At 42.0% G+C, this 25,559-nt stretch carries 27 protein-coding genes and 1 pseudogene; 7 read left to right on the top strand and 21 right to left on the bottom strand.

Translation table 11 applies throughout. From position 1 onward, the window contains the following. Positions 1-27 precede the first annotated feature (27 nt). The gene (locus SNAG_RS00715; protein WP_096405821.1) at positions 28-687 is read left to right on the top strand and encodes a hypothetical protein; all 660 of its coding nucleotides are present in this window, start codon (positions 28-30) and stop codon (positions 685-687) included. A gap of 118 nt (positions 688-805) precedes the next feature. Here SNAG_RS00715 and SNAG_RS00710 read toward each other — a convergent pair whose 3' ends face one another. Then, positions 806-1,003: a helix-turn-helix domain-containing protein gene (locus SNAG_RS00710; RefSeq protein WP_096405819.1), complete on the bottom strand. Its 198-nt coding sequence runs from the start codon at positions 1,001-1,003 to the stop codon at positions 806-808. 160 nt (positions 1,004-1,163) lie between these two features. On the opposite strand from SNAG_RS00710, the gene SNAG_RS00705 reads away from it, so the two are divergent. The 3 genes from SNAG_RS00705 (at position 1,164) to SNAG_RS00695 (ending at position 4,400) form a co-directional block, all read left to right on the top strand. After that, positions 1,164-1,754, top strand: coding sequence for a helix-turn-helix domain-containing protein (locus tag SNAG_RS00705; RefSeq protein ID WP_096405818.1), 591 nt, complete (start codon positions 1,164-1,166; stop codon positions 1,752-1,754). 300 nt (positions 1,755-2,054) lie between these two features. Continuing rightward, on the top strand, positions 2,055-2,954 hold the full coding sequence (locus tag SNAG_RS00700) for an Abi family protein (protein WP_096405816.1): 900 nt from the start codon (positions 2,055-2,057) through the stop codon (positions 2,952-2,954). A gap of 279 nt (positions 2,955-3,233) precedes the next feature. After that, positions 3,234-4,400: a tyrosine-type recombinase/integrase gene (locus SNAG_RS00695; RefSeq protein ID WP_096405815.1), complete on the top strand. Its 1,167-nt coding sequence runs from the start codon at positions 3,234-3,236 to the stop codon at positions 4,398-4,400. An 88-nt stretch (positions 4,401-4,488) separates the two neighbouring features. Here the strand turns inward: SNAG_RS00695 and rpsD are convergent, their stop codons facing one another. The 9 genes from rpsD to SNAG_RS00650 all read right to left on the bottom strand — a co-directional run bounded on the left by rpsD (position 4,489) and on the right by SNAG_RS00650 (position 14,410). Continuing rightward, positions 4,489-5,100, bottom strand: coding sequence for a 30S ribosomal protein S4 (gene rpsD / locus SNAG_RS00690; RefSeq protein WP_000092756.1), 612 nt, complete (start codon positions 5,098-5,100; stop codon positions 4,489-4,491). Between the two features lie 202 nt (positions 5,101-5,302). Further along, on the bottom strand, positions 5,303-6,337 hold the full coding sequence (locus SNAG_RS00685; RefSeq protein ID WP_096405813.1) for a sensor histidine kinase: 1,035 nt from the start codon (positions 6,335-6,337) through the stop codon (positions 5,303-5,305). After that, positions 6,334-7,032: a response regulator transcription factor gene (locus SNAG_RS00680; protein ID WP_096405812.1), complete on the bottom strand. Its 699-nt coding sequence runs from the start codon at positions 7,030-7,032 to the stop codon at positions 6,334-6,336. Before SNAG_RS00680 ends, SNAG_RS00685 begins: the two co-directional genes overlap by 4 nt. Before the next feature lie 80 nt (positions 7,033-7,112). Next, a complete protein-coding gene (locus SNAG_RS00675; protein WP_096405810.1) occupies positions 7,113-9,233 on the bottom strand; it encodes an SSURE domain-containing protein in 2,121 nt (706 codons plus the stop codon). A gap of 156 nt (positions 9,234-9,389) precedes the next feature. Continuing rightward, complete coding sequence (locus SNAG_RS00670) at positions 9,390-10,055, bottom strand: potassium channel family protein (RefSeq protein ID WP_001283884.1); 666 nt, start codon at positions 10,053-10,055, stop codon at positions 9,390-9,392. 13 nt (positions 10,056-10,068) lie between these two features. Next, positions 10,069-11,448 carry a TrkH family potassium uptake protein gene (locus SNAG_RS00665; RefSeq protein WP_096405808.1) on the bottom strand — a complete coding sequence of 460 codons (1,380 nt, stop codon included), beginning with the start codon at positions 11,446-11,448 and terminating at the stop codon, positions 10,069-10,071. Between the two features lie 33 nt (positions 11,449-11,481). Continuing rightward, on the bottom strand, positions 11,482-12,246 hold the full coding sequence (locus SNAG_RS00660) for a nucleoside phosphorylase (protein ID WP_096405807.1): 765 nt from the start codon (positions 12,244-12,246) through the stop codon (positions 11,482-11,484). A gap of 126 nt (positions 12,247-12,372) precedes the next feature. Next, complete coding sequence (locus SNAG_RS00655; protein WP_096405805.1) at positions 12,373-13,608, bottom strand: carbohydrate-binding domain-containing protein; 1,236 nt, start codon at positions 13,606-13,608, stop codon at positions 12,373-12,375. Between the two features lie 238 nt (positions 13,609-13,846). Beyond that, positions 13,847-14,410, bottom strand: a complete 564-nt coding sequence (locus tag SNAG_RS00650) for a sugar O-acetyltransferase (RefSeq protein WP_096405804.1) — start codon at positions 14,408-14,410, stop codon at positions 13,847-13,849. A 176-nt stretch (positions 14,411-14,586) separates the two neighbouring features. Here SNAG_RS00650 and SNAG_RS00645 point away from each other — a divergent pair, with 176 nt between their 5' ends. From SNAG_RS00645 to SNAG_RS00635, 3 genes are read left to right on the top strand one after another with little or no spacing between them, the layout of a single operon-like run. After that, positions 14,587-14,895, top strand: a complete 309-nt coding sequence (locus SNAG_RS00645; RefSeq protein WP_096405802.1) for a rhodanese-like domain-containing protein — start codon at positions 14,587-14,589, stop codon at positions 14,893-14,895. A gap of 19 nt (positions 14,896-14,914) precedes the next feature. Further along, positions 14,915-16,570, top strand: a complete 1,656-nt coding sequence (locus SNAG_RS00640) for an FAD-dependent oxidoreductase (RefSeq protein WP_096405801.1) — start codon at positions 14,915-14,917, stop codon at positions 16,568-16,570. After that, entirely contained in the window at positions 16,560-16,856 is a 297-nt protein-coding gene (locus SNAG_RS00635) for a rhodanese-like domain-containing protein (protein WP_096405799.1), read from the top strand. The genes SNAG_RS00640 and SNAG_RS00635 overlap by 11 nt, the downstream gene beginning before the upstream one ends. Before the next feature lie 40 nt (positions 16,857-16,896). On the opposite strand, the pseudogene SNAG_RS00630 reads toward SNAG_RS00635, so the two are convergent. The 11 genes and pseudogenes from SNAG_RS00630 to SNAG_RS00580 form a co-directional block, all read right to left on the bottom strand. Next, positions 16,897-17,387 (bottom strand): annotated as a pseudogene (locus tag SNAG_RS00630) (prolyl-tRNA synthetase associated domain-containing protein). Between the two features lie 42 nt (positions 17,388-17,429). Then, entirely contained in the window at positions 17,430-17,687 is a 258-nt protein-coding gene (locus tag SNAG_RS00625) for a metal-sensitive transcriptional regulator (RefSeq protein WP_096405797.1), read from the bottom strand. A 196-nt stretch (positions 17,688-17,883) separates the two neighbouring features. After that, a complete protein-coding gene (locus SNAG_RS00620; RefSeq protein WP_096405796.1) occupies positions 17,884-18,426 on the bottom strand; it encodes a DUF3592 domain-containing protein in 543 nt (180 codons plus the stop codon). Between the two features lie 69 nt (positions 18,427-18,495). Beyond that, complete coding sequence (locus SNAG_RS00615; RefSeq protein WP_172842367.1) at positions 18,496-19,167, bottom strand: hypothetical protein; 672 nt, start codon at positions 19,165-19,167, stop codon at positions 18,496-18,498. Between the two features lie 2 nt (positions 19,168-19,169). Further along, positions 19,170-19,847 (bottom strand): hypothetical protein, encoded by a 678-nt coding sequence (locus SNAG_RS00610; RefSeq protein WP_096405792.1) that lies wholly within the window; start codon positions 19,845-19,847, stop codon positions 19,170-19,172. A gap of 1 nt (position 19,848) precedes the next feature. Beyond that, positions 19,849-20,421, bottom strand: coding sequence for a hypothetical protein (locus SNAG_RS00605; protein WP_096405790.1), 573 nt, complete (start codon positions 20,419-20,421; stop codon positions 19,849-19,851). Positions 20,422-20,731: 310 nt separating this feature from the next. Beyond that, positions 20,732-21,586, bottom strand: a complete 855-nt coding sequence (locus SNAG_RS00600) for a VOC family protein (RefSeq protein WP_096405788.1) — start codon at positions 21,584-21,586, stop codon at positions 20,732-20,734. A gap of 107 nt (positions 21,587-21,693) precedes the next feature. After that, positions 21,694-22,731: an aldose epimerase family protein gene (locus SNAG_RS00595; RefSeq protein ID WP_096405787.1), complete on the bottom strand. Its 1,038-nt coding sequence runs from the start codon at positions 22,729-22,731 to the stop codon at positions 21,694-21,696. Positions 22,732-22,877: 146 nt separating this feature from the next. Further along, on the bottom strand, positions 22,878-23,873 hold the full coding sequence (gene lacD / locus SNAG_RS00590) for a tagatose-bisphosphate aldolase (RefSeq protein ID WP_096408789.1): 996 nt from the start codon (positions 23,871-23,873) through the stop codon (positions 22,878-22,880). Between the two features lie 10 nt (positions 23,874-23,883). Continuing rightward, complete coding sequence (locus tag SNAG_RS00585) at positions 23,884-25,050, bottom strand: SIS domain-containing protein (RefSeq protein ID WP_096405785.1); 1,167 nt, start codon at positions 25,048-25,050, stop codon at positions 23,884-23,886. A gap of 104 nt (positions 25,051-25,154) precedes the next feature. Then, positions 25,155-25,559 (bottom strand): PTS sugar transporter subunit IIA, encoded by a 405-nt coding sequence (locus SNAG_RS00580; RefSeq protein WP_096405783.1) that lies wholly within the window; start codon positions 25,557-25,559, stop codon positions 25,155-25,157.

The following is a 25,559-nucleotide window of genomic DNA, read 5'->3' as shown; positions in this document are numbered from 1 at the left end:
TAAAATAAAAACGATTGGAGAGAAAATATGACTGAAAAGATCTGTTTTATCGTAACTGCCATTGGAGAATCTGGAACACCTACCAGAGAGCGAGCTGACAATGTATATAAGTATCTTATCGCCCCTGTTTGTGAAGAACTCGGTTATAAACCTGTTCGTGTTGATCACGTCAACGCAGTTGATAACATCAACGAAACAGTTATTAACTACCTCAGAACTGCCCCCATGGTTGTAGCAGATATGACTGAACATAATCCTAACGCGTTTTATGAATTAGGTTTCAGGCAAGCCCGAGAACTCCCCCTTGTACCAATCATAAAGGTAGGAGAAAGACTTCCTTTCGATGTTATGACGACCCGTACCGTTTTCTACGATACAGACGTATCAAAAATAGAAGAATCTAAAAGTAATCTTAAAGCTAAAATGAAAAGCTTTGAAAACTTCGAAATGCCTGAGAATCGTGCCGAAAGAGATCTTACACTTGAGGATCTCAATGACAATTTGACCAAAAAGCTAAACAAGATACTTGATCTATTAGAAAAGCAACAGCCTTATTCTTCTCTCTTGCATACGCATAGTTTGGATTCTAAACAACCACAATTTGACTATCAGTCAGTAATTAAACGTTCTGAAGATAGGTTTGCTCAGATTCAGAACCTGCTATCATCCCACGAAGATAAGAAATAAGTATTTCCTGCTGCTTTTGAACTTCAGCAATTTCTTCAATCTTCTCGTTTATAAGTATAATTGTCCTCAATATTTCGTTGAGGGCTGTTCTTTCTAGTTCATTCATGTTCACTCCTTTCTAATTTTCAGTCTTTAATAATTCATCTAGAGTAACTCCTAGGTAGTCAGCAATCTTTAGTAAGGTTTCTACTTCAGGATTTTTTGTACGCTCATAGTACAAACCAATTAAGGTACTTTTTGAAATTCCTGTCGCTTCTGCAACTTCAGATGTTTTCTTACGTTGCTTTGCCAAAATAACACGAAAATTATTTTTCATAGTTTCAATCCTCCTTTTTTTCTTATTTTGAAAAAATGAAGCGTTAGCGCTACACCTATAACTTAATTATACACTATTTTTATATCGTGTCAATAAAAAAAATATAAAAACTTGAAAAATAATAGCGCATAAGCTAAAATAGTAAAAAGGAGGATTACTCATGCTTAGAAATAATTTAGCTAAATTAATGATTGATAGAGGGATTTCAGCCACTCAACTTTTTATGGATACAGGGATTGCTCGTTCTACAATCTCCAAAATTTCAAACAATAATACTGACAAAATCAGTTCTCAAACCATAGACAAACTTTGTAATTATTTGGAGGTCAGTCCAGCTGAGTTTTTTGATTTTTGGCCTTATGATGTAAAAATTCAGTGTGGATTTATTAATTATGACTCTCTAAGTGAAGTAAAAGAGGAATGGAGTCCAATACCTGATTTTAAAGAGCCTGCTTTTATGTTGATTGAATTTACTAGAGGTAAAAATACACAAATCATACTTGAATATAAATTTAACTATGTACAAGAATTTGAGCCAAGTTGTCCCTATGATAATGGTTTTTTAGATAATATTATTCTTATAAACGCTTCCGACTTTACTGATAAAAATGTATTAGATGATATGCCTGTTCAATTCCAAAATGAATTGGTTGAAGAAGTAAAAAAAGAATTATCAAAAACTTTTGATGTTATGCCATTTTCTAATACTATTAAAAATATTGACTTCCAAACTCTAAAAGGACTATTTTAAATTCAAAGATTATATATACCAGAGCATAGCAAACCTCAGCACTAATATTTTTCTTTAGGGAGTCCAAAGAGTCCGATTTAAACAAAAAGCGTGTTTTCTCTATAAGATTAAATATGTAAGCATTAGTTAACATTTCCCTAACAAAAAACAACAAGTTATAAAAAGGATATAACATAGTGGGAGTTTTTGATAATATATAAAATGGTATTCGAAAAAATCATCTAATATAAGTCCCATACACGTCTATTCTACTTTTATATCTAATTTACTATTAATAATATGTAATACAGAGGGCCCAAAATGGAAAAACCTAAATCATCTTTTGACGATTTACACAACAAGTTAATCGATAAAAATATAACACTTGATAACTATTCAAAAGAACAAGTTATTGATTATCTTAAAGATCGAAGTTACTACTACAAAATTTCAAGCTACAGAAAAAACTTCCCTAAAGATTCTAAAGGGAAATATATAAATTTAAATTTCGTCGACTTAACTAATTGTGCTTCTTTAGATGTTAGGTTAAGAGAATTACTCTTATTAATGTGTCTAGATGTGGAACATTCCTTAAAAACTAAATTTATGGCAATACTTACAGAAGACGAAAGGGAAGATGGTTACTCTATCATTGAAGAATTTGAAGATAATTATACTGAAAAATTTACAAAAGTAATCGCTGAATTTCGTACTAATAAGTACAAAAAAGATATGTTTGAAAAAAGAACAGCTTTATCTGTTTGGGTTTTTCTAGAAATTGCGAGTTATGGGACTTTCTCTTCTCTTGCTAAGTTATATATAGATAAGTACAAACTTGATCCAGACCCTCTCTATACTAAACAACACAAACTAATTAAAAATATTAGGAATTCCTGTGCTCATAACAATGTGTTTTTAATAAATTTATTTGACCCTAGTTATCATATACCTCAGCCCGATGCTCAAACAAAATCTTACGCGAGTAATATGAAGATAAATTTAGGCTTAGTCCACTATCCAAAAATTATTGATATAATTAATTTATTTTATCTTCATAAAAAATTATGTTCTAATAATCTACATAAAAGGCGAGCAGATGAGGCTTCCATAATTATTAATAAATATAATCAAAATATTTCTACGTTTGATAAATCTGAATCTAGAATTAAAAAATTTTTTAATTCAATCTTTATAAAGTGCGTTGACTTTTTAAAAGAATAATGTTATTATCATTATACAGAAACAAGGTTAGCCCTTGGCTCACATAATTGGGTTTATAGAAAAAGTCAACATTATTTACTATTGTTGGCTTTTTCTTTTTTAACATCTTACTTCCTAATCACTCCTAAATTACTCTTTTTTTCCTACCTTAATATTTTCCCCGAGGCATTAACGTTGAATATAGGGCAATCTGTGAAGCCCTAGCATGATATGAACCACAATCTAAAACCCTTTTAATAATAGCTTGCCTGCTGATGTATTTTAGAAAGGTTTATCATCATGAAAATAACGCAACATAGTAAAAAAGACGGGTCAATAGTCTACCGCTCTAGTGTCTATCTGGGCATTGACCAGGTAACGGGTAAACAAGTCACAACGAAAGTCACGGGACGCACTAAAAAAGAAGTCAAGCAAAAAGCCCAAGACGCAATTATAGACTTTAAGGTAAACGGATCGACCAGGTTTCAAGCCTCTACTATATCCACCTATGAGGAGCTGGCTATCCTATGGTGGGATAACCACAAGCATACGGTAAAGCCAAATAGTCAGGACGCTACTAGAAGGCTCCTAGAAGGTCATATTTTGCCTCTCTTTGGCTCCTACAAGCTCGATAAGCTGACAACTCCACTCATTCAGTCCATTGTCAACAAACTAGCAGAAAAGACTAATAAAGGAGAGCCTGGGGCGTATCTGCATTATGACAAAATCCACGCGCTAAACAAGCGTATATTACAGTATGGCGTAGTTATGCAAGCTATCCCATTCAATCCAGCCCGTGAGGTCTTGCTACCTCGAAACAATCAAAAAGCAAACCGCCACAAGATCAAATATTTTGACAATCAGGAGCTTAAAAAGTTTCTTGGCTATCTCGATAGTTTAGACAGTAACAAGTACCGCCATTTTTACGAGGTTACACTTTACAAGTTTCTACTGGCCACTGGTTGCCGCATCAATGAGGCTTTAGCCCTATCCTGGTCTGATATTGACTTAGACGGTAAACTTGTCCACGTCACGAAGACGCTAAACTATAAGCAAGAGATCAATAGCCCAAAATCAAAGTCTAGCTATCGGGATATAGATATAGACCGCCAAACAGTCGCTATGCTAAAGCAATATAAACGTAGGCAAATACAAGAGGCTTGGCAACTCGGACGCTCTGAAACTGTGGTCTTTTCTGACTTCATCCATGAGTACCCCAATAATCGAACCTTACAAACCAGGTTAAGAACCCACTTCAAACGTGCTGGCGTTCCTAACATTGGGTTTCACGGTTTCCGTCATACCCACGCTAGTTTACTGCTTAACTCTGGCATACCTTACAAGGAGCTTCAGCACCGCCTAGGTCATTCACAAATCAGTATGACCATGGATATATATAGCCACCTCTCAAAAGAGAACGCCAAAAAAGCCGTCTCATTCTTTGAAACGGCTATGAAATCAATCTAGCAAATATCTAAGCAAACCCAGAAATTAACGTTTTAAGACAAAGCAAAAAGCCCACTGTTGTAGGCTTTCTGTAAGATATTTCTTAAAATTAAAGCATTTTGTTGTAGAATTCAACGACAAGTGCTTCGTTGATTTCTGGGTTGATTTCGTCGCGTTCTGGCAAGCGAGTCAATGAACCTTCCAATTTTTCAGCGTCGAATGATACGAATGCTGGACGTCCAAGAGTAGCTTCAACAGCTTCAAGGATTGCAGGAACTTTCAATGATTTTTCACGAACTGAGATCACTTGACCTGGAGTTACGCGGTATGATGGGATATCAACGCGTTTTCCGTCAACAAGGATGTGACCGTGGTTTACGAATTGACGAGCTTGACGACGAGTAGTCGCAAGACCAAGACGGTAAACAACGTTATCCAAACGACGTTCCAAAAGAAGCATGAAGTTGAAACCTAGGATTCCGCCTTTGATTTTTGTAGCTTGTACGAACAAGTTACGGAATTGCTTTTCACCTACACCGTAAGTGAAACGAAGTTTTTGTTTTTCAGCCAATTGCAAACCGTATTCTGACAATTTAGAACGGTTGTTTGGTCCGTGTTGTCCTGGTACGTAGTTACGACGTGCCAATTCTTTACCTGTACCTGTAAGTGAAAGGCCAAGGCGACGAGCTTGTTTCCAAGATGGTCCTGTATAACGTGACATGTGTATGTCCTCCTGATATAAATAATATTTCGGTGGAAATAGTCACTTAGAAAGCCCTGATTCGTGCAGATGCCCTTCGCCTAAACAGCCAAGGTTACTTGTCATAAGACACCTGTTGACGAGCTTCATGCTTTCCTGCTGCTATTTCACACAAAGGATATTGTACCATGAAAAGCTAGATTTGTAAAGGGATTTTACGGCTTTATTTCAAATTGAGACAGAATGTAAACTTGCTTCCTAAGCCATATTGACTTTCTGCTGTGATTTCGCCACCAAGCTGATGAGCTAGTTCTCGTGCAATCGCAAGTCCTAATCCATGCCCACCTGTCTTCATATTGCGCGAAGTTTCTACACGATAAAGCCGTTTAAAGATCTTTTCCAAATCCTCAGGAAGGATCCCCTGACCCTCGTCTTTCACACTGATTGTCAGCTCTTGTTCTGTTAATTGGGCAAGAACCTCGATTCTGGTTCCTGGTTCTGAATATTTAAAGGCATTGTTTAACAAATTAACCAGAATGCGAGAAAGTTTGTCAGAATGGCTCTTGATTTTCGCTGACTCAGGTGATACTTGAATGTAAACATCCCGCTCCTCTTGTTCAATCTGGAGTTGAAATTCACTCATTGACTCAATCAGCAATTGATCTAAAAAGACCTCTTCGACTTCTTCATCAGCAGTTTCTTGAGGTTGTGTGTTAAGAGTCAAAACATCCAATTCCTCCACTAGCTTGTTTAGACGCTCAGTTTGCCGGCCAATCGTGGCTAAGTAGTGGAGCCGCTCCTCTTCCTTAATCACTCCATCTAGAATTCCCTCCACAGTAACCTGAATGGAGGTAATGGGAGTTTTAATATCGTGAGAGAGTTGCGCAATCATCATTCTCTTTTCTTGCTCGCTCTCATCAAGTGATTGAAAGGTAGCCTGCAAATTGTGAGACATATCATTAAAAGCCTGGCCCAGCTCTTGAAATTCTAATGGGCCTTTGGTTTCGATTTCTGTGCTGAAATCCTTGCTTGCTATATCCTGAGCTTGTTTTTTCAAATGTTTCAGAGAAGAGAACACAGGCGACAAAAGAAAGATGCTCACTGCAGCGCCAATGAAACTAGCAATCAAGGTCATTCCAACTAGAAAGTAAACTTCACTTTTCTCAATCAACATTCGTTGGACTGCCCAGAAAACGACCAAAATCGTTAGTAGAGTCGACACTAGATACCCCACTAAAATATAGTTTTTTAATTTCATTTTCTACCTCTTGGTCTTTCCATCTTATATCCCAAACCCCAGACAGTTTTGATAGCAGGAGCATTTGAATTTGTATACTTGGTCAACTCTTGCCTCAAAGCATGGATATGAACATTGAGTGTATTGGTATCATCCACATAGTCCTCTTGCCATACCTTCTCGTAAAGTTCCGTCTTTGAAAAGACTCTCTCAGGATTGCTGGCTAATACCCATAGAAGTTCAAAGGATTTTACTGTCAATTCCAAAGGTTGACCCCCAATGCGAACCTCATGAGTCACATGGTTGATCACTAAGTCACCAAACTCGATCTGTTCTGTCTCTCCTCCACGGCTAAGGCGACGCAAGATATTATTCACTCTTAAAACCAATTCGCGTGGGCTAAAGGGTTTGACTATAAAATCATCTGCCCCCAAACTTAATCCATAAATCTTATCCTGTTCGCTTGTCTTAGCAGTTGTAAAGAGGAAGGGTTGATCCGGAGCGATATATTGAACTTCACTGATAAAATCATAGCCATCCATATTGGGCATCATGATATCTGTGATAATGAGGTCGATAGATTTTTTTCTGAAAAGTTCTAATCCCTCCTTACCATCATGGGCGACCAAAACATCGTAACCTGCCTGTATAAGATAGCGGTTTTGAATATCTAGAATATCTATCTCATCATCAACCAGCAAAATTGTCTTTTTCATCTGACACTCCTTCGATAAAAACAGTGTTATACTTGCTTTAGTATAACACTATTTTCCCTAATGTTTAAGTGATTTGAATCTTAATCTTCTCGTTTGGTTGTCAAACCTAAAAGTCCAACAAGACCTGCCAAGGCTAGACCAAAGATACCAAGCCCAGCTGTAGCTGTTTTAGCTTCCCCAGTATTTGGTAACATCGCTTTATCATCTTTTTTCATCATATTAGCCATTGGGCTAGAAGCTGGTTGATCTACTTTCATATCTGACATATGGTGATTTGTACCCATCATACCCTCAGTCATACCTGTAGAGCCTGTTTCAGAAGGCTTCGTATTCATCTGACCTTGTTGAGATGGTATTGTCGCCATTTCTTTTCCACGAAGTCGAATCGTTACTTGACGAGTAGCAATCAGATTGGTCAAATCAGGTTTGCCGTCTTTAGAACCATACACTTTGACAGTAGCTTGGTAAGTGTGAGTGCCATTGGCACGAAGTTGGTCTAGAAGGGCTTGTCCTTCTTTGCCTGTCGTGTTGCCATTCAAATCCACTTCGTAGAAATATTGGCCTTTAGCCAAGCCTTCAAGCGGCAATAGAGCAGGATTTTTAGCTGTTCCGTTGTCTGACCATGGGGCTTTGTCGGAGGCTTTTAACAAGAGGCGAGTCAACATACCATCACCACCGAAAGCTTCGTATGGAATAACTTGGTTGACACCGGCCAAGAATGGACCTGGAACATTTGCTTTTTCAAGGTAGCTAGCTGGGACATCAATCATGTCTTTGACATTGTTAACAACAGAGTCTTTAACCTGATTTGGTGTGGTTGAAGCGTTCAAATTAACAGTCAAATCTTTAGTCGCTACCAGATTAGTTAAGTCAGGCTTGCCGTCTTTTGCACCGTACACCTTGATGGTGGCCTTATAACTTTGAGTGCCGTTTTGTTTTAAGAGGTCAAGAAGCTCTTTATCAGATTTTCCTTGAGTTCCGGCCAAATCCACTTCATAGAAGTAGAGGCCTTTGCCCAATTTTTCTACTGGTTGGAGGGCGGGATTTTTAGCTGTTCCATTGTCTGACCATGGGGCTTTGTCTGAGGCTTTTAACAAGAGGCGAGTCAACATACCATCACCACCGAAAGCTTCGTATGGAATAACTTGGTTGACACCGGCCAAGAATGGACCTGGAACATTTGCTTTTTCAAGGTAGCTAGCTGGGACATCAATCATGTCTTTGACATTGTTAACAACAGAGTCTTTAACCTGATTTGGTGTGGTTGAAGCAGACTCTTTAACCTGATTTGGTGTGGTCAAACCATTCAAATTAACAGTCAAATCTTTAGTCGCTACGAGGTTAGTTAAGTCAGGTTTGCCGTCTTTTGCACCGTACACCTTGATGGTAGCCTTATAGCTTTGAGTGCCATTTTGTTTCAAGAGGTCAAGCAGCTCTTTATCTGATTTTCCTTGGGTGCCAGCCAAGTCTACTTCGTAGAAGTAAAGGCCTTTGCCCAATTTCTCTACTGGTGGGAGAGCGGGATTTTTAGCTGAACCGTTGTCTGACCATGGAGCCTTATCAGAGGCTTTCAAGATCAGGCGAGTCAGCATGCCGTCACCGGCGAAAGCTTCGTATGGAATAACTTGGTTGACACCGGCCAAGAATGGACCTGGAACATTTGCTTTTTCAAGGTAGCTAGCTGGGACATCTACTGTATCTTTGGTATTGTGAGCCACACCTTTTTGGACTTCAGCTGGGGTGGTCGCTGCTTGCGCTTCACTGGCTTCACGGTCTTGTCCAGAAACTGTAGGCGCAGGACTTTCCACAGGTTTAACTGCATCTTCTGTTTGTTTCTTAGAGTCAGGTTGTGCTTGTACTTCTTCTTTTGGCGCTACTGCAGGCTCTTTAGCAGTTGCGTCCGCTTTTTCTGAAGAGCTTGTAGTATCCAAGCTTGCTTTAGGTGCTGAGTCTGCTTGTTCTGAAGGAAGAGCTACATCGACTGCTTTTTTGAGAACCTCTGCTGGTAAGTCGCTCTTTTCACTCACCGAAGTTGCGTCTGGCACGACTTGGGCAGGAGTCGGATTGACGATATCAGCGCGTGCAGAACTTGGTTGACCAACTAGGACAAAGAAGCCACTAGCTACAACAACTGAAGCAACACCGACACTGAGACGGCGAATTGACCAACGAGTATATCTCTGATTTGGATTGAATTTCATAGGATTCTCCTTAGAGTTTTCTTTTTTTTGATGACTCTAGTATAATCTCCTAAAATTAAAAAGGATTAAGAAAAAGTTAAAATTTTTCTTAAATCCCTCTTATAAAATACTTATATTGACTCGTTAATTATTTGGAAAGAGAGTACCCTTCCTCTCCTACTCACTCAGTTCAGCTAGGGTGTCCAAATGTTGGTTATTAATGACGGCCATGATGTAGGCATCTGCCTGCAAGAGGTCATTGGGTCCGAATTGGACATCCAGAGGAGCATTTTCGTAGGAACGAAAGCCAAGTACGTTGAGGTTGTATCGCCCACGCAAATCCAACTGACTGAGGCTTTTACCTACCCATGATTGGGGGATTTTCATCTCAACAATCGATACATTCTTGTCCAGCTGAAAGACGTCTACACTGTTATGAAAGAGGATGGTCTGTGCCAATGAGCGCCCCATTTCAAACTCTGGTGAGATGACTGCGTCTGCCCCAATTTTTTCTAGAACCTTTTTAGCTGTATGACTTTTGACCTTGGCAATGACGGTCGGCACTCCTAGACTCTTGCAGTGCATAACCGCAAGAACACTGGACTCTAGATTTTCACCTGTTGCGACGACTACGGTATCACAGGTGTCAATCCCCGCTGATAGAAGGAGTTCTTCATCCGTGATATCTCCAACTACTCCACGCGCCAGCACAGGTTCAAATTGATTAATGCGTTCCTCGTGGTCATCAATAGCGATGATATTCATGTCATGCTTGGCTAGGGCAGCCAAAACACTGCTCCCAAAAATTCCCAAGCCTAAAATTCCAATTGTCCGATCTGACATCGTTCTTCCTTTCTTATCCGATAGTGATATCTGCTTTCATATAGTGAATCGTATCTTTCTTGTCTGGCTGGTATTCCGCTACACTGACCAGTAGTGTCAAGGGACCAATACGGCCGATAAACATCAACAACATAACGATACTGAGGGCCAACTTACCTAACTCCGGCGTTAAATTTGCCGTCACTCCAACTGTCGCAAGGGCTGAAATGGTCTCAAACATGAGGTAAATAAAACGCGGATTTCCCTCTGCTGTTATCCCTAGTAGGATCAAGCCCAGCAAGAAGGTTAGCAAGAAAATAATAAAGACACTGAAAGATTTTTGCACGGTTCGGGGTTCAATGGTCCTCCGAGCAACATTGGCATGAGGCAAGCCCAATAGTTCACTACGAGCAAAGACCAACAAGACAAAGAAGGTCGTAATCTTGAGCCCCCCTGCTGTCCCTCCAGGTGCCCCGCCCAGAAACATCTGCAGGATGAAGATCAGTAAGGTAACTGGTCGAGCCTGGGTGTAGTCAATTGAAGCAAAGCCTGCCGTTCTCATGCTGACGGTCTGGAAGAAACTAACCAGCAATTTCTCTGGAGCGCTGAGATTTCCAATCGTTCCAGGATTGTTCCACTCGATGAACAAAGTCGATACGGTTCCAAAGAGTAAAATTCCTACCGTTAAAAAGAGAACTAACTTGGTATGGAAACGCAGGCGGCGTTTTTTCTTTTTCCCAAACTGGGTCGCTAGGTCAAACCAGACCATAAATCCTAGACCACCCGTGATAATCAATCCTGCAATGACTAGATTGATCAAGGGATCCGTTTGAAAGGCTACCAAACTCGTACTTCCAAAATTATCAAATCCAGCATTACAGAAAGCGGAAACAGCCAAAAAGATAGAGGTTAAAATCCCTCGCCCCCAGCCAAATTCAGGAATAAAGCGGAAACTCAAGAGAAAGGCACCGAGCCCTTCCACCAGAAAAGTCGTCAGAAAGATGGAGCGGATGAAGTCCTTTAGAGACTGAGTTTCCCCATAACTAAAACTTTCTTGAATGGTCTCACGGCCACGAAGACTGAGCTTTTGCTTGCCTTGAATATAAAAGATTCCGATAAAGGTCATGAGCCCCAAACCACCTATCTGGATCAAGATCATGCAGATTAACTGGCCCCAGATATTGTAAGTAGAGGCTACCGGCTGGGTGAAGAGCCCTGTCACACAGACCATGGACACAGTCGTAAAGAGATGGTCAAAGTAGGTCGCTTGTGACGTTTCTGCTTGCACAATGGGGAGACTTAAAAGAAGCGAACCTAAGAAGATCACTAGTGCAAAACTTAAAAAGATGCGACGGGCTGGCGACAAGCGTCCCAGTATCGTCTTGATTTTTTCCAAAAAAGATTTGAATAACATAACTACATTCTACCATAAAAACAGTCAGAACACTCACATGTGGTGCACAATGGCAAGACAGAGTTCGAGTGCCTTATCAAAAGCTTCTGAGCCCCAGTCACGACTGTCGTAGTTGTCCAGATCTGCCAAGGAATCTGCGGTAAAGAGCAGTTCTCCCCAGACAACCCCACGTAGTTGGGCAACTGCCGCAAGAGCAGAGCACTCCATCTCCACAACAGCACAGCCTTCTTCCTTGCGATAGGCAACCTTTTCAGCTGTCTCTCGATAAAAACCATCTGTCGTCCAGGTCATAACTTCCTCATAAGGAATGCCTCTTTGCTCCAAAACTTGCTCAATGGCAGAAACAGCCTCAATCTGTATCTCCACATAACGAGAAGGTGCTACATAGTGGTAGCTGGTCCCCTCATCTCGCAGAGCGCGAATAGGGATGAGAAAAGCATTCTCTTCTATATCGGCTAGGACGCCACAGGTTCCAGTGGAGATGATTTGCTCCACACCATAGCCAATCAACCAATCCATAAACTGGGCCGCTGGGGCAGAACCCACAGGCGCCTGGACAAGACAAATCTCCTCGCCCTTGTAGTTGAGGACATAGATTGGATAAGTCTTGGTGGCAGAAACGAACTCACCAACACAGTCCGCCCCTACTTCCTGAGCATAGTGGTCAATCTCCTCCTCCAAAAATGCATAGATACACTTCTTTGGCAACTTCAAGTCTAACCCCTCATGTGTTGGCATAAGGACCGCTTGGGGGTTATCATCAAACTCTAAAATAGGAATCGCATGCTTCTGAATCATCGCCCACCTCCTCTAATTTTGTACTATTGTATCAAAAACTGACGGAGTGTCAAGGAGTTGTCTTTACATTTCCTCTAATAACAACACAAAAACTCTCCCTTCTCTTTCGAGAAAGGAGATTCTTTTTTATCCTTGTCCGCCAGGGGCTGGACCTCCGCCTTGAGGGCCTCCATTTGGTCCACCGCCTCCAGGCATAGAGTTGACAATTTCCGTTTGTTTTTCACCATTGAGATAGATATCTCCACCTGTGTAGGTCGCAGTTCCATCAAAATCAAAACCTGTTTGACCAGTCATTTTAATGGTTCCGCCTGTGACTGTGATATTGCCGTTTGAGTCGATTGGGTCTGTGTCTCCTTGGCCGACTTCTACTGTCAGGTTCCCACCGTTCATAGTGAAGAAGATTTCACTCTGTTGGGCATTTTTATTTGCTGCATTGACTCCATCATCTGTCGAATAGATGCTAATGTCCCCACCGTTGATAGTGATTGACTTACCTTCAAGTCCTTCTGTCGAATTCTTGACGTTGTAGGTACCACTATCGATAACCAAATCACCTGATGCGTGGATGCCATCATCTCCTGCTGTAACGGTGATGTCGTTGTTGGATAGGTACATGGTTCCGACTGAAGTATCCTCGTCATTGTCCACCTTTACGCCATCTTCTTTGGCGTCGATAGTCATGGTCGTACCAGTGATGTTGAGTTCATCATTAACATTAAAGGCATCGCCAACTGCTGTGATGTTATAGGTTCCACCCGTGATGTGGAGGGTGTCGTTGGCCTTGATCCCGTTGTTCTTCTTGCCATCTACATTGAGAGTTCCTTTCCCGTTGATGGTCAAATCCACCTTAGAAAAGAGAGCTGCGTCTGCTTTTTCGTCGCTGTTAGAGCTTGAGTCAGAGAGACTGTTGGTGGTTCCCTCTGCTAGAGTCAAGTAGACATGGCCAGCTGATGTCGCAGATATCGCTGCATTGGTATTGGTCATGGTCGCACCTTTTAGGACTAGATGAACATCTGCCGACTTATCTGCCTCGACCTTGATCTGCACTCCGTCAGACTGACCTGAAATCACATAGGTCCCAGATTTTGTGATGGTCACTGTTGATTCAGAGACTGTCACCCCATCTCCAGAGACGTTTGCAGATGAGCCAGATAACTCAATCTTAGAAGCTGTGCTTTCGTCATAAGAAGTATCATTGTCCTTCTCTGTAAAATAGGATGATTGGTTTGTCTTTGTTGCAGTTGTTGTGGCACTATTTGTCGTTGCATTGGTATTGGATGTAGTTGTTGACTGGGCACATGCTGCCATCAACACCATTGCCGTTAAACTCGTTGCGAGTAGGGTCCATTTTTTTGATTTCATACCTTTTTCCTCTCCTTCGTATGATATAGCTAGACAGTCTAAAGAAGATTCCTGAAACAAAACTAAAACTTTTCTGAAAGTTTCCTTAAATTTAGTTTCACTCAGTATTCTTTTGAAAGGGCTACTAGAAACAATTTGAGAGTACTAAAATGCATTTAATAGTTTTTAAAAGCAACATCCCCAAGTGCGATGTCGCTCTATTCAAAAAAGCCAAAAAGAAGAGCCCCAGCTGTTCTTTTTAATTTTCTTTCACAGGTATCTCCTTAATCACGCGCGCAGGATTCCCAGCTAGGACAACATTGTCTCCAAAAGACTTGGTAATCACGGCCCCTGCTCCTGCAACGACATTATTACCCAGTGTCACTCCAGGAAGGACAATGACGCCACCTCCAGCCCAGAAATTATCTCCAATAGTGATGGGCTTGCCGTATTCGACCCCTGAATTGCGTTCATGCGAATCCAGTGGATGGAGTGGGGTTAAAAACTGACAATTGGGGCCAAGCATGGCATTGTTACCGATGCGGATCGGACAAACATCCAGCATGGTCAAATTCCAATTAGAATAAAAATTTTCCCCTAGATGGATATTGACTCCATAATCGACCACCAGCCGTGGATTGACATAGAGATTTTCCCCAGTTGAACCAAACCAAGTCTTGATGATTTCAGCTCCCTTCAAGGGATCTTCCTCCTTGTTAAAGGCAGCCTGTTTTTGGCGAGAAGCCTGCGCCAAGGTCCGTAATTCAGGATCCGACGGACGGTAAGGCTCTCCTGCTATCATTTTCTGGTATTCACTGGTCATCTTAATACCTCACACTTAGTTTGAGGCCATCATATCAAAAAGACTTTGAAAGGTCAAGAATAGCTTGCTTTCCAGTCTCTCAAAACAAATCTCTATCCCAAGTCAAAACAACTTGCTTGACAAAAGATTGACTTCGTGGTTTAATATACCCCATAAGGGTATATTTGGAGGTGCCTATGTTTCACTTATTATTTACAAAAATTGACAGTATTTCAACCAGCGAGTTAGAAGCTAAACTCAGAGAACCGATTCAGCTACTGGATGTTCGGACGCCTATGGAATTCCGTAGAGGTCATATCAAAAATGCCAAGAATGTCCCTCTATCCGAAATCGGATCTTATGCACCAGCGACAAAAGAAACACTCTATGTCATTTGTCATTCTGGTGTTCGAAGCAAACTAGCTGCGAAGAAGCTAAAGAAAAAAGGCTATGATGTTATCAACGTCCGAGGTGGTATGAGCGCTTGGACAGGCAAGACCATATAGAACTAAAGGGAGAAAACCAATGAAGATTATCATTGTCGGGGGAGTTGCAGGCGGTATGTCAGCAGCAACCCGCCTCAGACGTCTCATAGAAGACGCTGAAATCACTATTTTTGAGAAAGGTCCCTTTGTTTCCTTTGCAAACTGCGGACTTCCTTACTATGTTTCAGGAGAAATTGCAAATCGTGACAGCTTATTAGTCCAAACTCCTGAAAGTCTCAAAGCACGGTTTAATCTGGATGTGCGACCATTTCACGAGGTCATCAGCATTTCGCCAGCAGAGCACACTGTGACCGTACGCCATGATGGACAGGAATTCACAGAAAGCTACGATAAGTTGATCCTCTCCCCAGGAGCTAAACCATTTGTTCCTAGCATTGAAGGTTTGGCAGAAGCTAAGAATGCCTACACGCTTCGCAATGTTCCCAATCTTGATGAAATTATGGTGGCCTTGGACAATCATTCAAAAGAAGCTGTCGTTATCGGTGCAGGCTTTATCGGGCTTGAAATGGCTGAAAACCTGACCAAACGTGGATTGCAAGTTACCATCATTGAGAAAGCACCCCATGTCTTGCCACCATTAGATCACGAAATGGCAGCCTTTGTCCAAGCAGAATTGCTGTCAAACGGCGTTCGCGTTATCACTTCTCAGTCTGCGACTCGATTTGAAGACCAAGGAAAAGTCATCGTTCTCGAAAACGGTCAAAAGATCACTTCTGACCTCACCATCCTTTCTGTCGGTGTTGAGCCTGAAAATGGACTGGCTAAAGCTGCGGGGATTGAACTGGGACTTCGTGGTGGAATCCTGGTCGATGAACATTACGAAACCAGTCAAAAAGATATTTTTGCAGTTGGGGATGCCATCGTCGTCAAGCAAGAGATTACGGGCCAAGACGCCCTCATCTCTCTTGCTTCTCCTGCCAATCGTCAGGGACGCCAAGTGGCGGACGTCATCGCAGGACTTGGTCGTACAAACAAGGGAAGTATCGGCACTGCGATCGTTCGTGCCTTTGATATGACAGCTGCTTCGACTGGTCTCAGCGAGCGTATCCTTAGCATGAATCAACTTCCTTACAAGGCACTTCATGTCAGTGGAAAAGACCACGCCGGTTATTATCCTGGCGCTACTGATATGACCTTGAAGCTCCTCTTCGAACCAAACACTGGAAAAATCTATGGTGCCCAAGGAGTTGGGAAGAAAGGTGTTGACAAGCGAATTGATATCCTAGCAACTGCTATCAAGGGAAATCTCACCGTCTTTGACCTACCAGAGTTAGAGTTTACCTATGCGCCACCATTTGGCTCTGCCAAGGATCCCGTCAATATGCTGGGCTACGCAGCCTTGAACCTTATCGAAGGTCTCAGCGACAACGTTCAATGGTACCAGCTCGAAGACGAACTGGCCAAGGGAAAGAAATTCCTTGATGTACGGACAAGTGGCGAATTCCAAAGTGGTCGACTTAAGGTTGACACCATCCACATCCCCCTAAACGAACTACGGGAACGCTTGGATGAACTAGACAAGAACCAAGCCTACATCGTTAGCTGCCACAGTGGTTTACGCAGCTATATCGCAGAGCGTATCCTCAAGCAAGCAGGATTTACCGTCCAAAACCTTGACGGCGCTTATTCACTATACAAAATGGCTAACCCAGAAGGAGTAGAATATGGTAACTAATATCAGCATGGCTGACTTTTATGAAAAATATCAACATGAACATCTAGATCTTATCGATGTCCGTGAAGTACATGAATTCCAAGCAGGACATGCACCAGGTGCCAAAAATCTTCCGTTAAGTACCTTGGAGCAAGGCTACAAAGAACTCAAACCTGACCATGAATACCATGTCATCTGTCAAGGTGGAGTGCGTTCTGCTTCTGCCTGTCAATTTCTCAGCGCCCAGGGCCTCACCGTTACCAATGTAGAAGGTGGTATGAACGCTTGGCCCGGTCAAGTAGAATAAGCAAAAAACCGATTAAGTTCCTTAATCGGTTTTTTCGTTTTTACAACTCAATGATATGGGACTCGTAACCAATCGCTTCTAAAAAACGAAGCAAATCTACGGTATCCAAAAAGAGGGTTTTCTCGTTGGTATTGGGGTGAAAACTCATCCGTTTTTCCGACATGATTTCTTTGTCGAAATAAACTTGAATGTCCTTGTCGGTATTGTTGAGCAAGCCAAAAGGCGAAACAACTCCTGCGGGCAAGCTCATTTTTTCAAACAAGCTCTCAGGCGATGCCATCCGAATTCTATTAGCTCCTATTAGTTCTTTCAAGAGGTCCATATCCAGACGCTTTTGATCATCCATGATTAGCAGATAATAGGCTGTTTTTCTTTTTTGTTTGTGAGAAACATGGTCTTGGTACGGATACCTTCGATTTCCTCGATAAAACTATCTGCCTGCTCCGTGGTTAAGGCCGGCTCGTACTCCACGATTTCAAAGGGTCTATCTAGCCCATTTAGTATTTCTACTACTTTTTCGTATGCTTCCATCTTCTAGCCTCCCTTATCAACTTGATAGTCCCCAAAAGTGGGTTATTTTCGTTTGATTAGGTACTGAACAGCCTTTTCCAAGCGTTCCTTTTGAGCCTCAGGGTCCTCTAGCGGTTGGTTGATGCAAGCAGTGAGATTTTCGGTAATCATCATCTCAATCACGCGCTCAACACTGGAGCGCACTGCAGTCAACTGGGTAATGATATCTGCGCAGTCACGATCTTCTTCTATCATCTTTTGGATCCCACGCAACTGGCCCTCTGAACGTTTCAGGCGTGTTATATACTTTGAGTTTGTCATTGATTTATCCTTGGTCACTTTTTCTTCATTATATCTCGAATAAGGTTCTTTGTCAAAATTCTCATCCTATCTGTCTTTATAGGAGACAACCTTTTCTTTGTATTGGCTAGAAAAGATTACTGAGCAGGAAAAAGGAGAACTAAAGCTGTTCTCCTTGAAGCATAATCGGGACATCAAGTTTCCGATTAGTTATGCCTTATATCTTGGACAAAAAGGCTAGGATTACTATCCCATAGACCAGGACTAGGGCCAGTCCAAATCCGATACCAAACCACTTGTAAAACTTGTCCATCCCGCTATAGCGTTCGACATAGGCCCTGGTCGGCTTGTCTGGATCATACCAGACCGTTAGCTCCGAATGAAGGGGGAAATGGGTCTGCATCAAGCTATCAAAGGAAACAAAGGAGTTGCTGTAGCGAGTGATGGAAGGCGCCAGCATTTCTTCCCTTGTATAATCATTTGAAACCTTAGTAGGCCCCCACGGAGTCGTGACCGTTTTGATCATAAAATACTGCAAGGTTTTCTTATAAGTAAGCCCATCCACCGTGTATTCAACGATAGGTGGATAACCCTCACGAAAACGACTATAGCCAACAACCGTTCCCTCTACAGATGACTGGGCAAGCCGTACCATCTTTCGTTCTCGAAGATAGAGGTAGAGAAAGGTGCCGCATACAAACACAAAAGATAGGAGAGTGACGACTGTCCCAACTATCAAACCAATCATTTCTTTAGTCATATGAACTCCTCCAGTTATTCTATAGAGTGAAAGCCCAAAGAAGGAACTCGTCCAGAATCGACATCGAATCTACTCTTCGGATTTTTCTTTTGACTGTTTTTCTCTTAAATCTTTCACAGATTTTGATATGATATCTCTCACCTGTTCGTCAGTAAGCCCTGGAATCTGATAATAAGAATTATTGGACTCGCTTTTTGAGGGTTTTGTTCCTGAACTTTCGGTCTTAGAACTTTGTTCAGTCGAAGACGAGGATTTCGACTCTGAGGAACTGGATTCTTTGGTCTTAGAGGAGCTAGATGACTCAGACTTCGAAGACCTAGACTTTTCAGGAGCTTTAGAATCAAGCTTAGGCAGCTTGTCTACTTGGTTCACCTTTACGTTCGGCTGTTTCACAGGTTTATAGAATAGCCCAAAAGACAACAGCAAGGCCATCAAGATCCCAATGCCAGCCAAGGTTCTTTTATTGGCTTCAGCCGAGGGAACCTTTACTCCCTTTGTACTGAGTATTTTCCATTCTGGATACTCTTTTTCTATGGCTTTTTTCTTTCTCCTAAGAGGACCAAGTAGAAAATGATTAAAAGGTACAATCGTTACCATAGCCACCGTTACAAGCGGGACATAATTGGAATGACTTGATACCAGTAGAACATCGAGTATAGCAAGAAGAATGAAGAGAAAAAGCCCCACAAACTTACGAACTTGATGCTCTTTTTTGATCTGCAAATATCTCTCTTGTGACATTATCATTCCCTCTTTTCTATTTCTCCCCTAAATATCACTTTCCCCTGTTCATACTTTCGCACAGCTAAGAGCCAGCGGATAGGGTTGTTTTGGAATAGTAGAAGAACCACGCTAACTGGGACGATCGTTGCTCCGATTGGCACCATGAACATCGACGGCTCAAACCATTCATGTTCATAGTAGGGAATGAAGGTCCCAGGTATGGCAAAGAACACAACAATTACAAAAACAAATAGAAGAACGAGGATAGCAAATAGATACAAGATGATTTTATCGACTGTTGGTTCCTTATCTGGTGACTTCCTCCAAAAAGTACTACTTTCAACCGCATCTTTAAACTGTTCTTCACTTGCTGGGACAAGCGACTTAGCCCCACTGTAGAACAGTTTTTCAAATCCATAAACACTTCCGATAAAAACGAAAAGGATTGCGGCTAGATGGATCGGAATCATCCACTCACTCAATTTAAAAGGCGCTATCAAGGAACGAATCCAAATACTGATGATAGCAACTAGCAAGAAAGCAAAGAAGAGAAGCCAAGGCCACTTGGATTTCTTTGAACTGATGGCACCGTCGGTTTCTGACGAGGTACTAGATTCTGTCGCTAAAGCCTCTCTCGTCCTTGTATTATAGTAGACGGATTGCTGGTTTCCTTGGCCTATATAAATGATTTTTCTCATCTCACATTTCTCCCTCTTTTCCTCGGCTATCGTCCTGTAATATCTCCATCAGCTCTTTGAACAGTCGTTTGCGCGTTTTCATCCGAAAATCATAAACTATATATGTAAGAATACCAATCCCTAACATGTACATAATTAAAAATTGAAAATCAGAAACAGCCAGATAACGATAGGCTGAAAAAATCGTTATTAAAACAAAAATGTAGCCAACTACTGTCAACGCCCTAGATTTTCTCCTAAGGGTTTTGATATTGGCTTTTGTCAGTCGAACTTTTCTAAATCTATCTGTCTTCATGTTGCGTCGAGTAGATTTGGCAAGGAGAATGGTCCCGAAAATTAAAAACAGAGACATCAAGATAAAGAAGATCAGATTGAAAGGGGAGGAGACATCTCCAAAGGTTTGGTTGAGCAACTTCGACAGCCGTTGCAAGAAATAGATTGCAATAGGAGCAGCAATGGCTGAATAATTCATGCCTTGTTTTACACTGTAGAATACTTGATTCCCCAAATCATAATAGATAAAAGAATCCTCCAGAGGCCCCATACTGATTAAATTTTTTACACTTGTGTCCATCTTATTTCCCGTCTCCTAAACTCAATACGGATGTTCAAACAGAGTCCTACTTTCTCTTAAAAGCATCGTGACAACGATTGCCAGCATTCTAGCTTTTTCGGCATTTGCCTTCCTAGAGAAAGAAAAGTTTATTAGTATTATAGCATGAACCCCCAGAAAAGGGGAAATATCCCCGACCGATACCATTGCTAAAGACAAGAAAGCTTTCGTCATTCCATAAAAAAGCGAACAAGTCCGCGTTCTAAAAACAGAATGCGAGCTTGTCCGCCTTTTTCTATGTCTCTAAAATATATGATATGTTTTCCTCGTCTCATCGTTCCAAGCGAATGCGGGTCACAATGCCGTCTGGATCTACAAGATCCAACTCACTCGAATGTATCCACTTGATCGGTGCTTCTACCTCTTGTGCTTGCTGAACGATGGCTAAGAGTTCTTCCTTGCTTTTGACCTCAAGGACGTAGTAGGCCAAGCCAGGCATGCCTGCCTTACGTGGAGCCAGATTTTTTCCTCCCCATTCATTGACTGCTAAGTGATGGTGGTAGTCCCCAGCTGCAATCCAACTAGCACTAGGGATGCTAAATTTATCCTCTAGCCCTAACACCTTTTGATAAAACTGACTCGCCGCGCGACTATCCTTAACCGATAGATGGATATGCCCCATTCTCGTCTCTTCAGCTAGGATAAAGGGATCTACCTTTTCCCCTAACTCATAGATATCCTGAGCCGCAAGGGCCTCTGTCACACCGATAATGCGTCCGTCTTCTCGAATATCCCATGAAGAAACTGGCTTATCACGGTAGAGTTCAATGCCATTTCCTTCCAAATCTTCCAGATAAAGGGCCTCACTGTATCCATGATCCGCTCCTCCGACCAGAGGAATGCGCAAATCACTTAAGTGTTTCAGGACATCTGCCAAGGCTTTTCGTGTCGGCAATAAAATCGCTAGATGGTAGAGCCCATAATGCTCCCTTACTTCCCCAGCTTTTTCTGCCTGAATCAAGTGGACCAAGGCTTTTCTGCCAAGTCCCAAAATCGCTTCTGTCTCTGTTTGAGATAAAATCTCTAAGCCAATAATCTGGTGATAAAAAGCCGTTTGACTCGTCAAATCCTTGACATTTAAAACCGCCTCTGCTAGGTAAATGTGGCTTTGGTATGCATAAGTCATAGGGTGTCTCCTTTTTGTTGTAACTTTATTAATTACATCAATTATACACTATTGAGATGAAATGTCAACGAAGACAACTCAAAAGAGCTGGAAACCAGCTCTTCTTTTTATTTAACAACAAGCTCGTAGCGAGTTTTGCTGGTAAAGGTTTGCCCCGCTTTGAGAATGACTTGGTCTTTGAGGTCACTGTGAATGGCATCTGGTAAGGCCTGCGCTTCAAGGGCAATCCCATTGTGCTGTACCATTGGCTGACCTCCTATGATGACACTCTCATCCACAAAGTTTGCTGTGTAGACCACAAAGCAAGGAGCCTCTGTCTTGAAAAGCAGGAAACGACCTGAGTTTTGGTCATAAAGGAAACCAGCATTGTCATGACCTGCAGGAAGAGCAAATGGGTGGTCCAAACCAGATACCAGTTGGATTTGCTCATCTTCTTCTGCAAAGATATCCTTGAGCAAAGCACCATTGTAGATGTGTTTCACTACGTCACGATTGGCATCTGGAGTTTTAGCCGGAACACCGTCGGGAGCGATTGGGTAAATGCCCTCCGTATTTAGCTGAAAGACATGGCGGTCAATTGTCTGCGTGAAATCACCAGACAAGTTGAAGTAGCTGTGATTAGTTGGATTGACCAGCGTATCCTGATCTGTCGTCACCTTATAGCCGACTTCGTAAGCACCAGTTTCTTCCAAGTGGTAGCTAATCCAAATCTTGAGATTACCAGGAAATCCTCCTGTCCCATCTGTACGCTCGGTGTAGAGAGTCAAGCCATGGTCACTCACTTCGACCAATTCAAACAAGCTCGAATCCCAACCTGTTGAACCACTGTGGTTACAGTTGCTAGCATTGTTGACTTCAAGGTCATAGGTCTTGCCATTGAGCTCAAATGTCGCACCTGCAATACGGCCCGCTACAGGACCTACACTTGCTCCATGCTTGGGACTATTGCCTACATAGCTAGCAAAATCATCAAAACCCAAAATCACATTGGCAAAGTTTCCATCCTTGTCAGGCGTGACATAGCGCAAGATGGTCGCACCATAAGTCATAACTTCAAGCTGGTAACCACCATCAGTCTCAAAGCGATAGGCCAAGACGTCCTTGCCCTCATGATTTCCAAATACACGCTCTGTGTATGCTTTCATTCTTCTCTCCTTTGATCCATTTCTCTTAAGTAAACAAACCATAGAGAGTGTCTCACCATCTATGGTTGTAGTTTCTATTTTCAGAATCCTTTGTCAGAAAACCTTAAGTATCCTCTTAACAAAAAGGAATTCTTCTATTCTTGTTTTTATGCTTCTACACGTTCAGTCCATGAAGTCGCTGTTGTTTGAAGAACTTTGTTGAGTTCGTCAATGTTCTCAAATCCAGTTGTACGCAACCATTCACGAGCTGCTGCTTCACCATCTTTGATGTAAGCTTCAACTGATCCAGCCCATGTTGCACGGCCGCAAAGAACGCCGTTGAAGTTTGCGCCTGATTCGTGGGCAAAGACAAGTGTTTCTTGGAAAAGCTTAGCTGATACACCCGCACTCAAGTAGATGTATGGCAAGTTAGTTGCTTCATCTTGTGCTTTGAAGAAAGCTGCTGCTTCTTCGCGTGTATGAACGATTTCACCATCACCAAATCCTTCAACGTATTTGACGTTGACTGGAACTTCTACTTTCAAAACATCGATGTTGAAGCGTGGGTCTGAGAAGACTTTCATGGCACCGATAACCTTGTGAGGTTTCACTTTAGCGTATTCTGCAGACCCTGCATCCGCAATCTTTTCATCGTAAGCCAAGATTTCAAGGAAGAACGGAATGTCTTCCGCCACACACTCAGAACCAATACGTTCGATGTAGGCTTGTTTTTCTTGGTTGAGTTCGTCAGCGCTGTCTACGTCATAGTAAAGCAAGAACTTCACAGCATCTGCGCCTTGTTCCTTGATGCGTTTGGCAGACCAAATATCCAAGCAGTCAGGCAAGCGTTTGGTGCTTGTTGTATCGTAACCAGTTTTTTCATACGCAAGGAGAAGACCAGCATTAGCATCAAGCGCTTTTGTAGCTGGAAGTCCGTACTCAGGGTCAAGGAGCATTGATGATGCGTATTTTGTCAATTCATCTGCAACCAATACCTTAAGTTCTTCCATTTGAGCAACTGTTGGCTCTTCTGTTTGGTATTGAGCCATGAGGCGTTTCAAAGCACCACGTTGGTCAAAGGCAAGAGCTGAGATAATGCCGTTCTCGTCAGAGAGTTTTTGCAAGCAAGCTACTTTATTAGGACTTAATTGTAATTTACTCATAGACACTTCCTTATTTTTGATAGTCATGAATGATAACACCTTGTACCACACGGTTTACGGTACCAGTAGGAGACGGTGTATCTGGTTTATTTTCGACCTTAAGCGAAGTCAAAAGGGCAAAGAGTTGGGCATAAATGATGTAAGGGAAGACACGGCAAATATCATTCAAGACTCCACCACAGCCAAGAGCCACTTCTTTGACATTTTCAAGACCAAAGGCTTGATCACTCAAAAGAACGACACGACGAGCAATCTGGTCACCAGCAACCTCACGAACTAAGTCCAAGTCATACTTGCGAGTGTAGTCTGTCGTTGTACCAAAGACCAAAACAACTGTATCTTCGTTGATCAGTGATTTTGGACCGTGACGGAAGCCAACTGGACTTTCATACATAGTCGCCACTTGACCAGCTGTTAATTCCAAAATCTTGAGCTGAGCTTCATGAGCAAGGCCAAAGAAAGGACCAGCGCCCAGATAGATGACACGGTTAAAGTCAAGATCAACCAACTCTTTGACATCTTCTGCATTGTCTAGGACCTTACGGGCAAGGCTAGAGACAACTTCAAAACGTTCAGCTTTAACAGCAAATTCTGTAGGATCAAAAACCAAGAGAGCTGTTAGCATCATAGACGTAAAGCTAGAAGTCATGGCAAATCCAGCGTCATTGGAAGCAGCTGGTTGCAAGAGCAAAAGATTGCGGTCATCGCCATGAGCTTGAAGAGCCAATTTACCATCTGCTGCACAAGTAATAGTCACTTGATAAAGCTCATCTACCAAGGCCTTGGCCAAATCAACCGTCGCCACACTTTCAGGCGAATTTCCACTACGAGCAAAGGAAACAAGGACAGTCGCCACATCTTTTTTCAAATAAGTTTCTGGATTGGCAACAATATCAGTTGTCGCAATGGCATTGAAATTCCATTTGCGTTCATCATAGACTTCCTTAAAATAAGGCACCAAGGTATCTCCCACATAAGCAGAAGTACCAGCACCCGTCAAGATGACCTTGATATAGTCATGTCTATCAGCGATACCTTGCAGAAAGGCTACAATTTCTTCACGTTTCGCTTGATAGGCTTCAAAAGCTTCTTTCCATACATCAGGCTGTTGATAGATCTCACGAGTCGTGATTTCTGCACCCAGTTCAAGTAATTCTTCTTTTGTGTAATTTAGCATAGAGTTCCTCTAATCTATTATTGTTTCATTCCTATTGAAAATATGGGAATGGGAGTGACTCCCATTCCCATGTATATTCTATATAAGATGCTCTAGGTCACATCTTATTCATCTTCGTCATCATCGAAGTCCGCTAACAGATCATTGACTTTTACAATGCTTTCTGCACCACGGCTATTATAGTCCGCATCTGCACCTGTAAGGCTAGCATTGATAAATTCAATCACCATTGGCAGATTCATTCCTGCGTAGAGTTCCACGTTGCGACCTTCCATGATCAAGCGACTCACCACGTTACATGGTGTACCACCAAGAAGATCTGCAAAGACTAGGAAATCATCCAATCCTTCGATAGCAGCTTCAAATTTAGCAGTAAATTCTTCTGGACCATCTTCTGGAAGAAGAGCCACTGCATGAATGTTGTCTTGTGGACCCATAATCATTTCCGTGCTACCTTTAAGTTCTTCACAGAAACGACCATGACTCACCAAAATTAACGATTTCACCAT

The sequence above is a fragment of the Streptococcus sp. NPS 308 genome, from assembly GCF_002355895.1.
GTDB lineage: Bacteria > Bacillota > Bacilli > Lactobacillales > Streptococcaceae > Streptococcus.
Note: the sequence above shows the minus strand (reverse complement) of the source record. Positions and strands in the feature narration are given on the sequence as shown.

What these genes read in the sequence shown, in the direction of transcription:
- SNAG_RS00670 (WP_001283884.1), bottom strand. Translation starts at nt 10,055, where the DNA reads ATGTCAGATCGGACAATTGGAATTTTAGGCTTGGGAATTTTTGGGAGC.
- SNAG_RS00620 (WP_096405796.1), bottom strand. Translation starts at nt 18,426, where the DNA reads ATGACTAAAGAAATGATTGGTTTGATAGTTGGGACAGTCGTCACTCTC.
- SNAG_RS00645 (WP_096405802.1), top strand. Translation starts at nt 14,587, where the DNA reads ATGTTTCACTTATTATTTACAAAAATTGACAGTATTTCAACCAGCGAG.
- SNAG_RS00710 (WP_096405819.1), bottom strand. Translation starts at nt 1,003, where the DNA reads ATGAAAAATAATTTTCGTGTTATTTTGGCAAAGCAACGTAAGAAAACA.
- SNAG_RS00600 (WP_096405788.1), bottom strand. Translation starts at nt 21,586, where the DNA reads ATGACTTATGCATACCAAAGCCACATTTACCTAGCAGAGGCGGTTTTA.
- SNAG_RS00695 (WP_096405815.1), top strand. Translation starts at nt 3,234, where the DNA reads ATGAAAATAACGCAACATAGTAAAAAAGACGGGTCAATAGTCTACCGC.
- SNAG_RS00615 (WP_172842367.1), bottom strand. Translation starts at nt 19,167, where the DNA reads ATGTCACAAGAGAGATATTTGCAGATCAAAAAAGAGCATCAAGTTCGT.
- SNAG_RS00605 (WP_096405790.1), bottom strand. Translation starts at nt 20,421, where the DNA reads ATGGACACAAGTGTAAAAAATTTAATCAGTATGGGGCCTCTGGAGGAT.
- SNAG_RS00580 (WP_096405783.1), bottom strand. Translation starts at nt 25,559, where the DNA reads ATGGTGAAATCGTTAATTTTGGTGAGTCATGGTCGTTTCTGTGAAGAA.
- SNAG_RS00685 (WP_096405813.1), bottom strand. Translation starts at nt 6,337, where the DNA reads ATGAAATTAAAAAACTATATTTTAGTGGGGTATCTAGTGTCGACTCTA.
- SNAG_RS00635 (WP_096405799.1), top strand. Translation starts at nt 16,560, where the DNA reads ATGGTAACTAATATCAGCATGGCTGACTTTTATGAAAAATATCAACAT.
- SNAG_RS00585 (WP_096405785.1), bottom strand. Translation starts at nt 25,050, where the DNA reads ATGCTAAATTACACAAAAGAAGAATTACTTGAACTGGGTGCAGAAATC.
- rpsD (WP_000092756.1), bottom strand. Translation starts at nt 5,100, where the DNA reads ATGTCACGTTATACAGGACCATCTTGGAAACAAGCTCGTCGCCTTGGC.
- SNAG_RS00665 (WP_096405808.1), bottom strand. Translation starts at nt 11,448, where the DNA reads ATGTTATTCAAATCTTTTTTGGAAAAAATCAAGACGATACTGGGACGC.
- SNAG_RS00655 (WP_096405805.1), bottom strand. Translation starts at nt 13,608, where the DNA reads ATGAAATCAAAAAAATGGACCCTACTCGCAACGAGTTTAACGGCAATG.
- SNAG_RS00675 (WP_096405810.1), bottom strand. Translation starts at nt 9,233, where the DNA reads ATGAAATTCAATCCAAATCAGAGATATACTCGTTGGTCAATTCGCCGT.
- SNAG_RS00680 (WP_096405812.1), bottom strand. Translation starts at nt 7,032, where the DNA reads ATGAAAAAGACAATTTTGCTGGTTGATGATGAGATAGATATTCTAGAT.
- SNAG_RS00700 (WP_096405816.1), top strand. Translation starts at nt 2,055, where the DNA reads ATGGAAAAACCTAAATCATCTTTTGACGATTTACACAACAAGTTAATC.
- lacD (WP_096408789.1), bottom strand. Translation starts at nt 23,873, where the DNA reads ATGAGTAAATTACAATTAAGTCCTAATAAAGTAGCTTGCTTGCAAAAA.
- SNAG_RS00650 (WP_096405804.1), bottom strand. Translation starts at nt 14,410, where the DNA reads ATGACCAGTGAATACCAGAAAATGATAGCAGGAGAGCCTTACCGTCCG.
- SNAG_RS00595 (WP_096405787.1), bottom strand. Translation starts at nt 22,731, where the DNA reads ATGAAAGCATACACAGAGCGTGTATTTGGAAATCATGAGGGCAAGGAC.
- SNAG_RS00660 (WP_096405807.1), bottom strand. Translation starts at nt 12,246, where the DNA reads ATGATTCAGAAGCATGCGATTCCTATTTTAGAGTTTGATGATAACCCC.
- SNAG_RS00625 (WP_096405797.1), bottom strand. Translation starts at nt 17,687, where the DNA reads ATGACAAACTCAAAGTATATAACACGCCTGAAACGTTCAGAGGGCCAG.
- SNAG_RS00610 (WP_096405792.1), bottom strand. Translation starts at nt 19,847, where the DNA reads ATGAGAAAAATCATTTATATAGGCCAAGGAAACCAGCAATCCGTCTAC.
- SNAG_RS00705 (WP_096405818.1), top strand. Translation starts at nt 1,164, where the DNA reads ATGCTTAGAAATAATTTAGCTAAATTAATGATTGATAGAGGGATTTCA.
- SNAG_RS00640 (WP_096405801.1), top strand. Translation starts at nt 14,915, where the DNA reads ATGAAGATTATCATTGTCGGGGGAGTTGCAGGCGGTATGTCAGCAGCA.
- SNAG_RS00715 (WP_096405821.1), top strand. Translation starts at nt 28, where the DNA reads ATGACTGAAAAGATCTGTTTTATCGTAACTGCCATTGGAGAATCTGGA.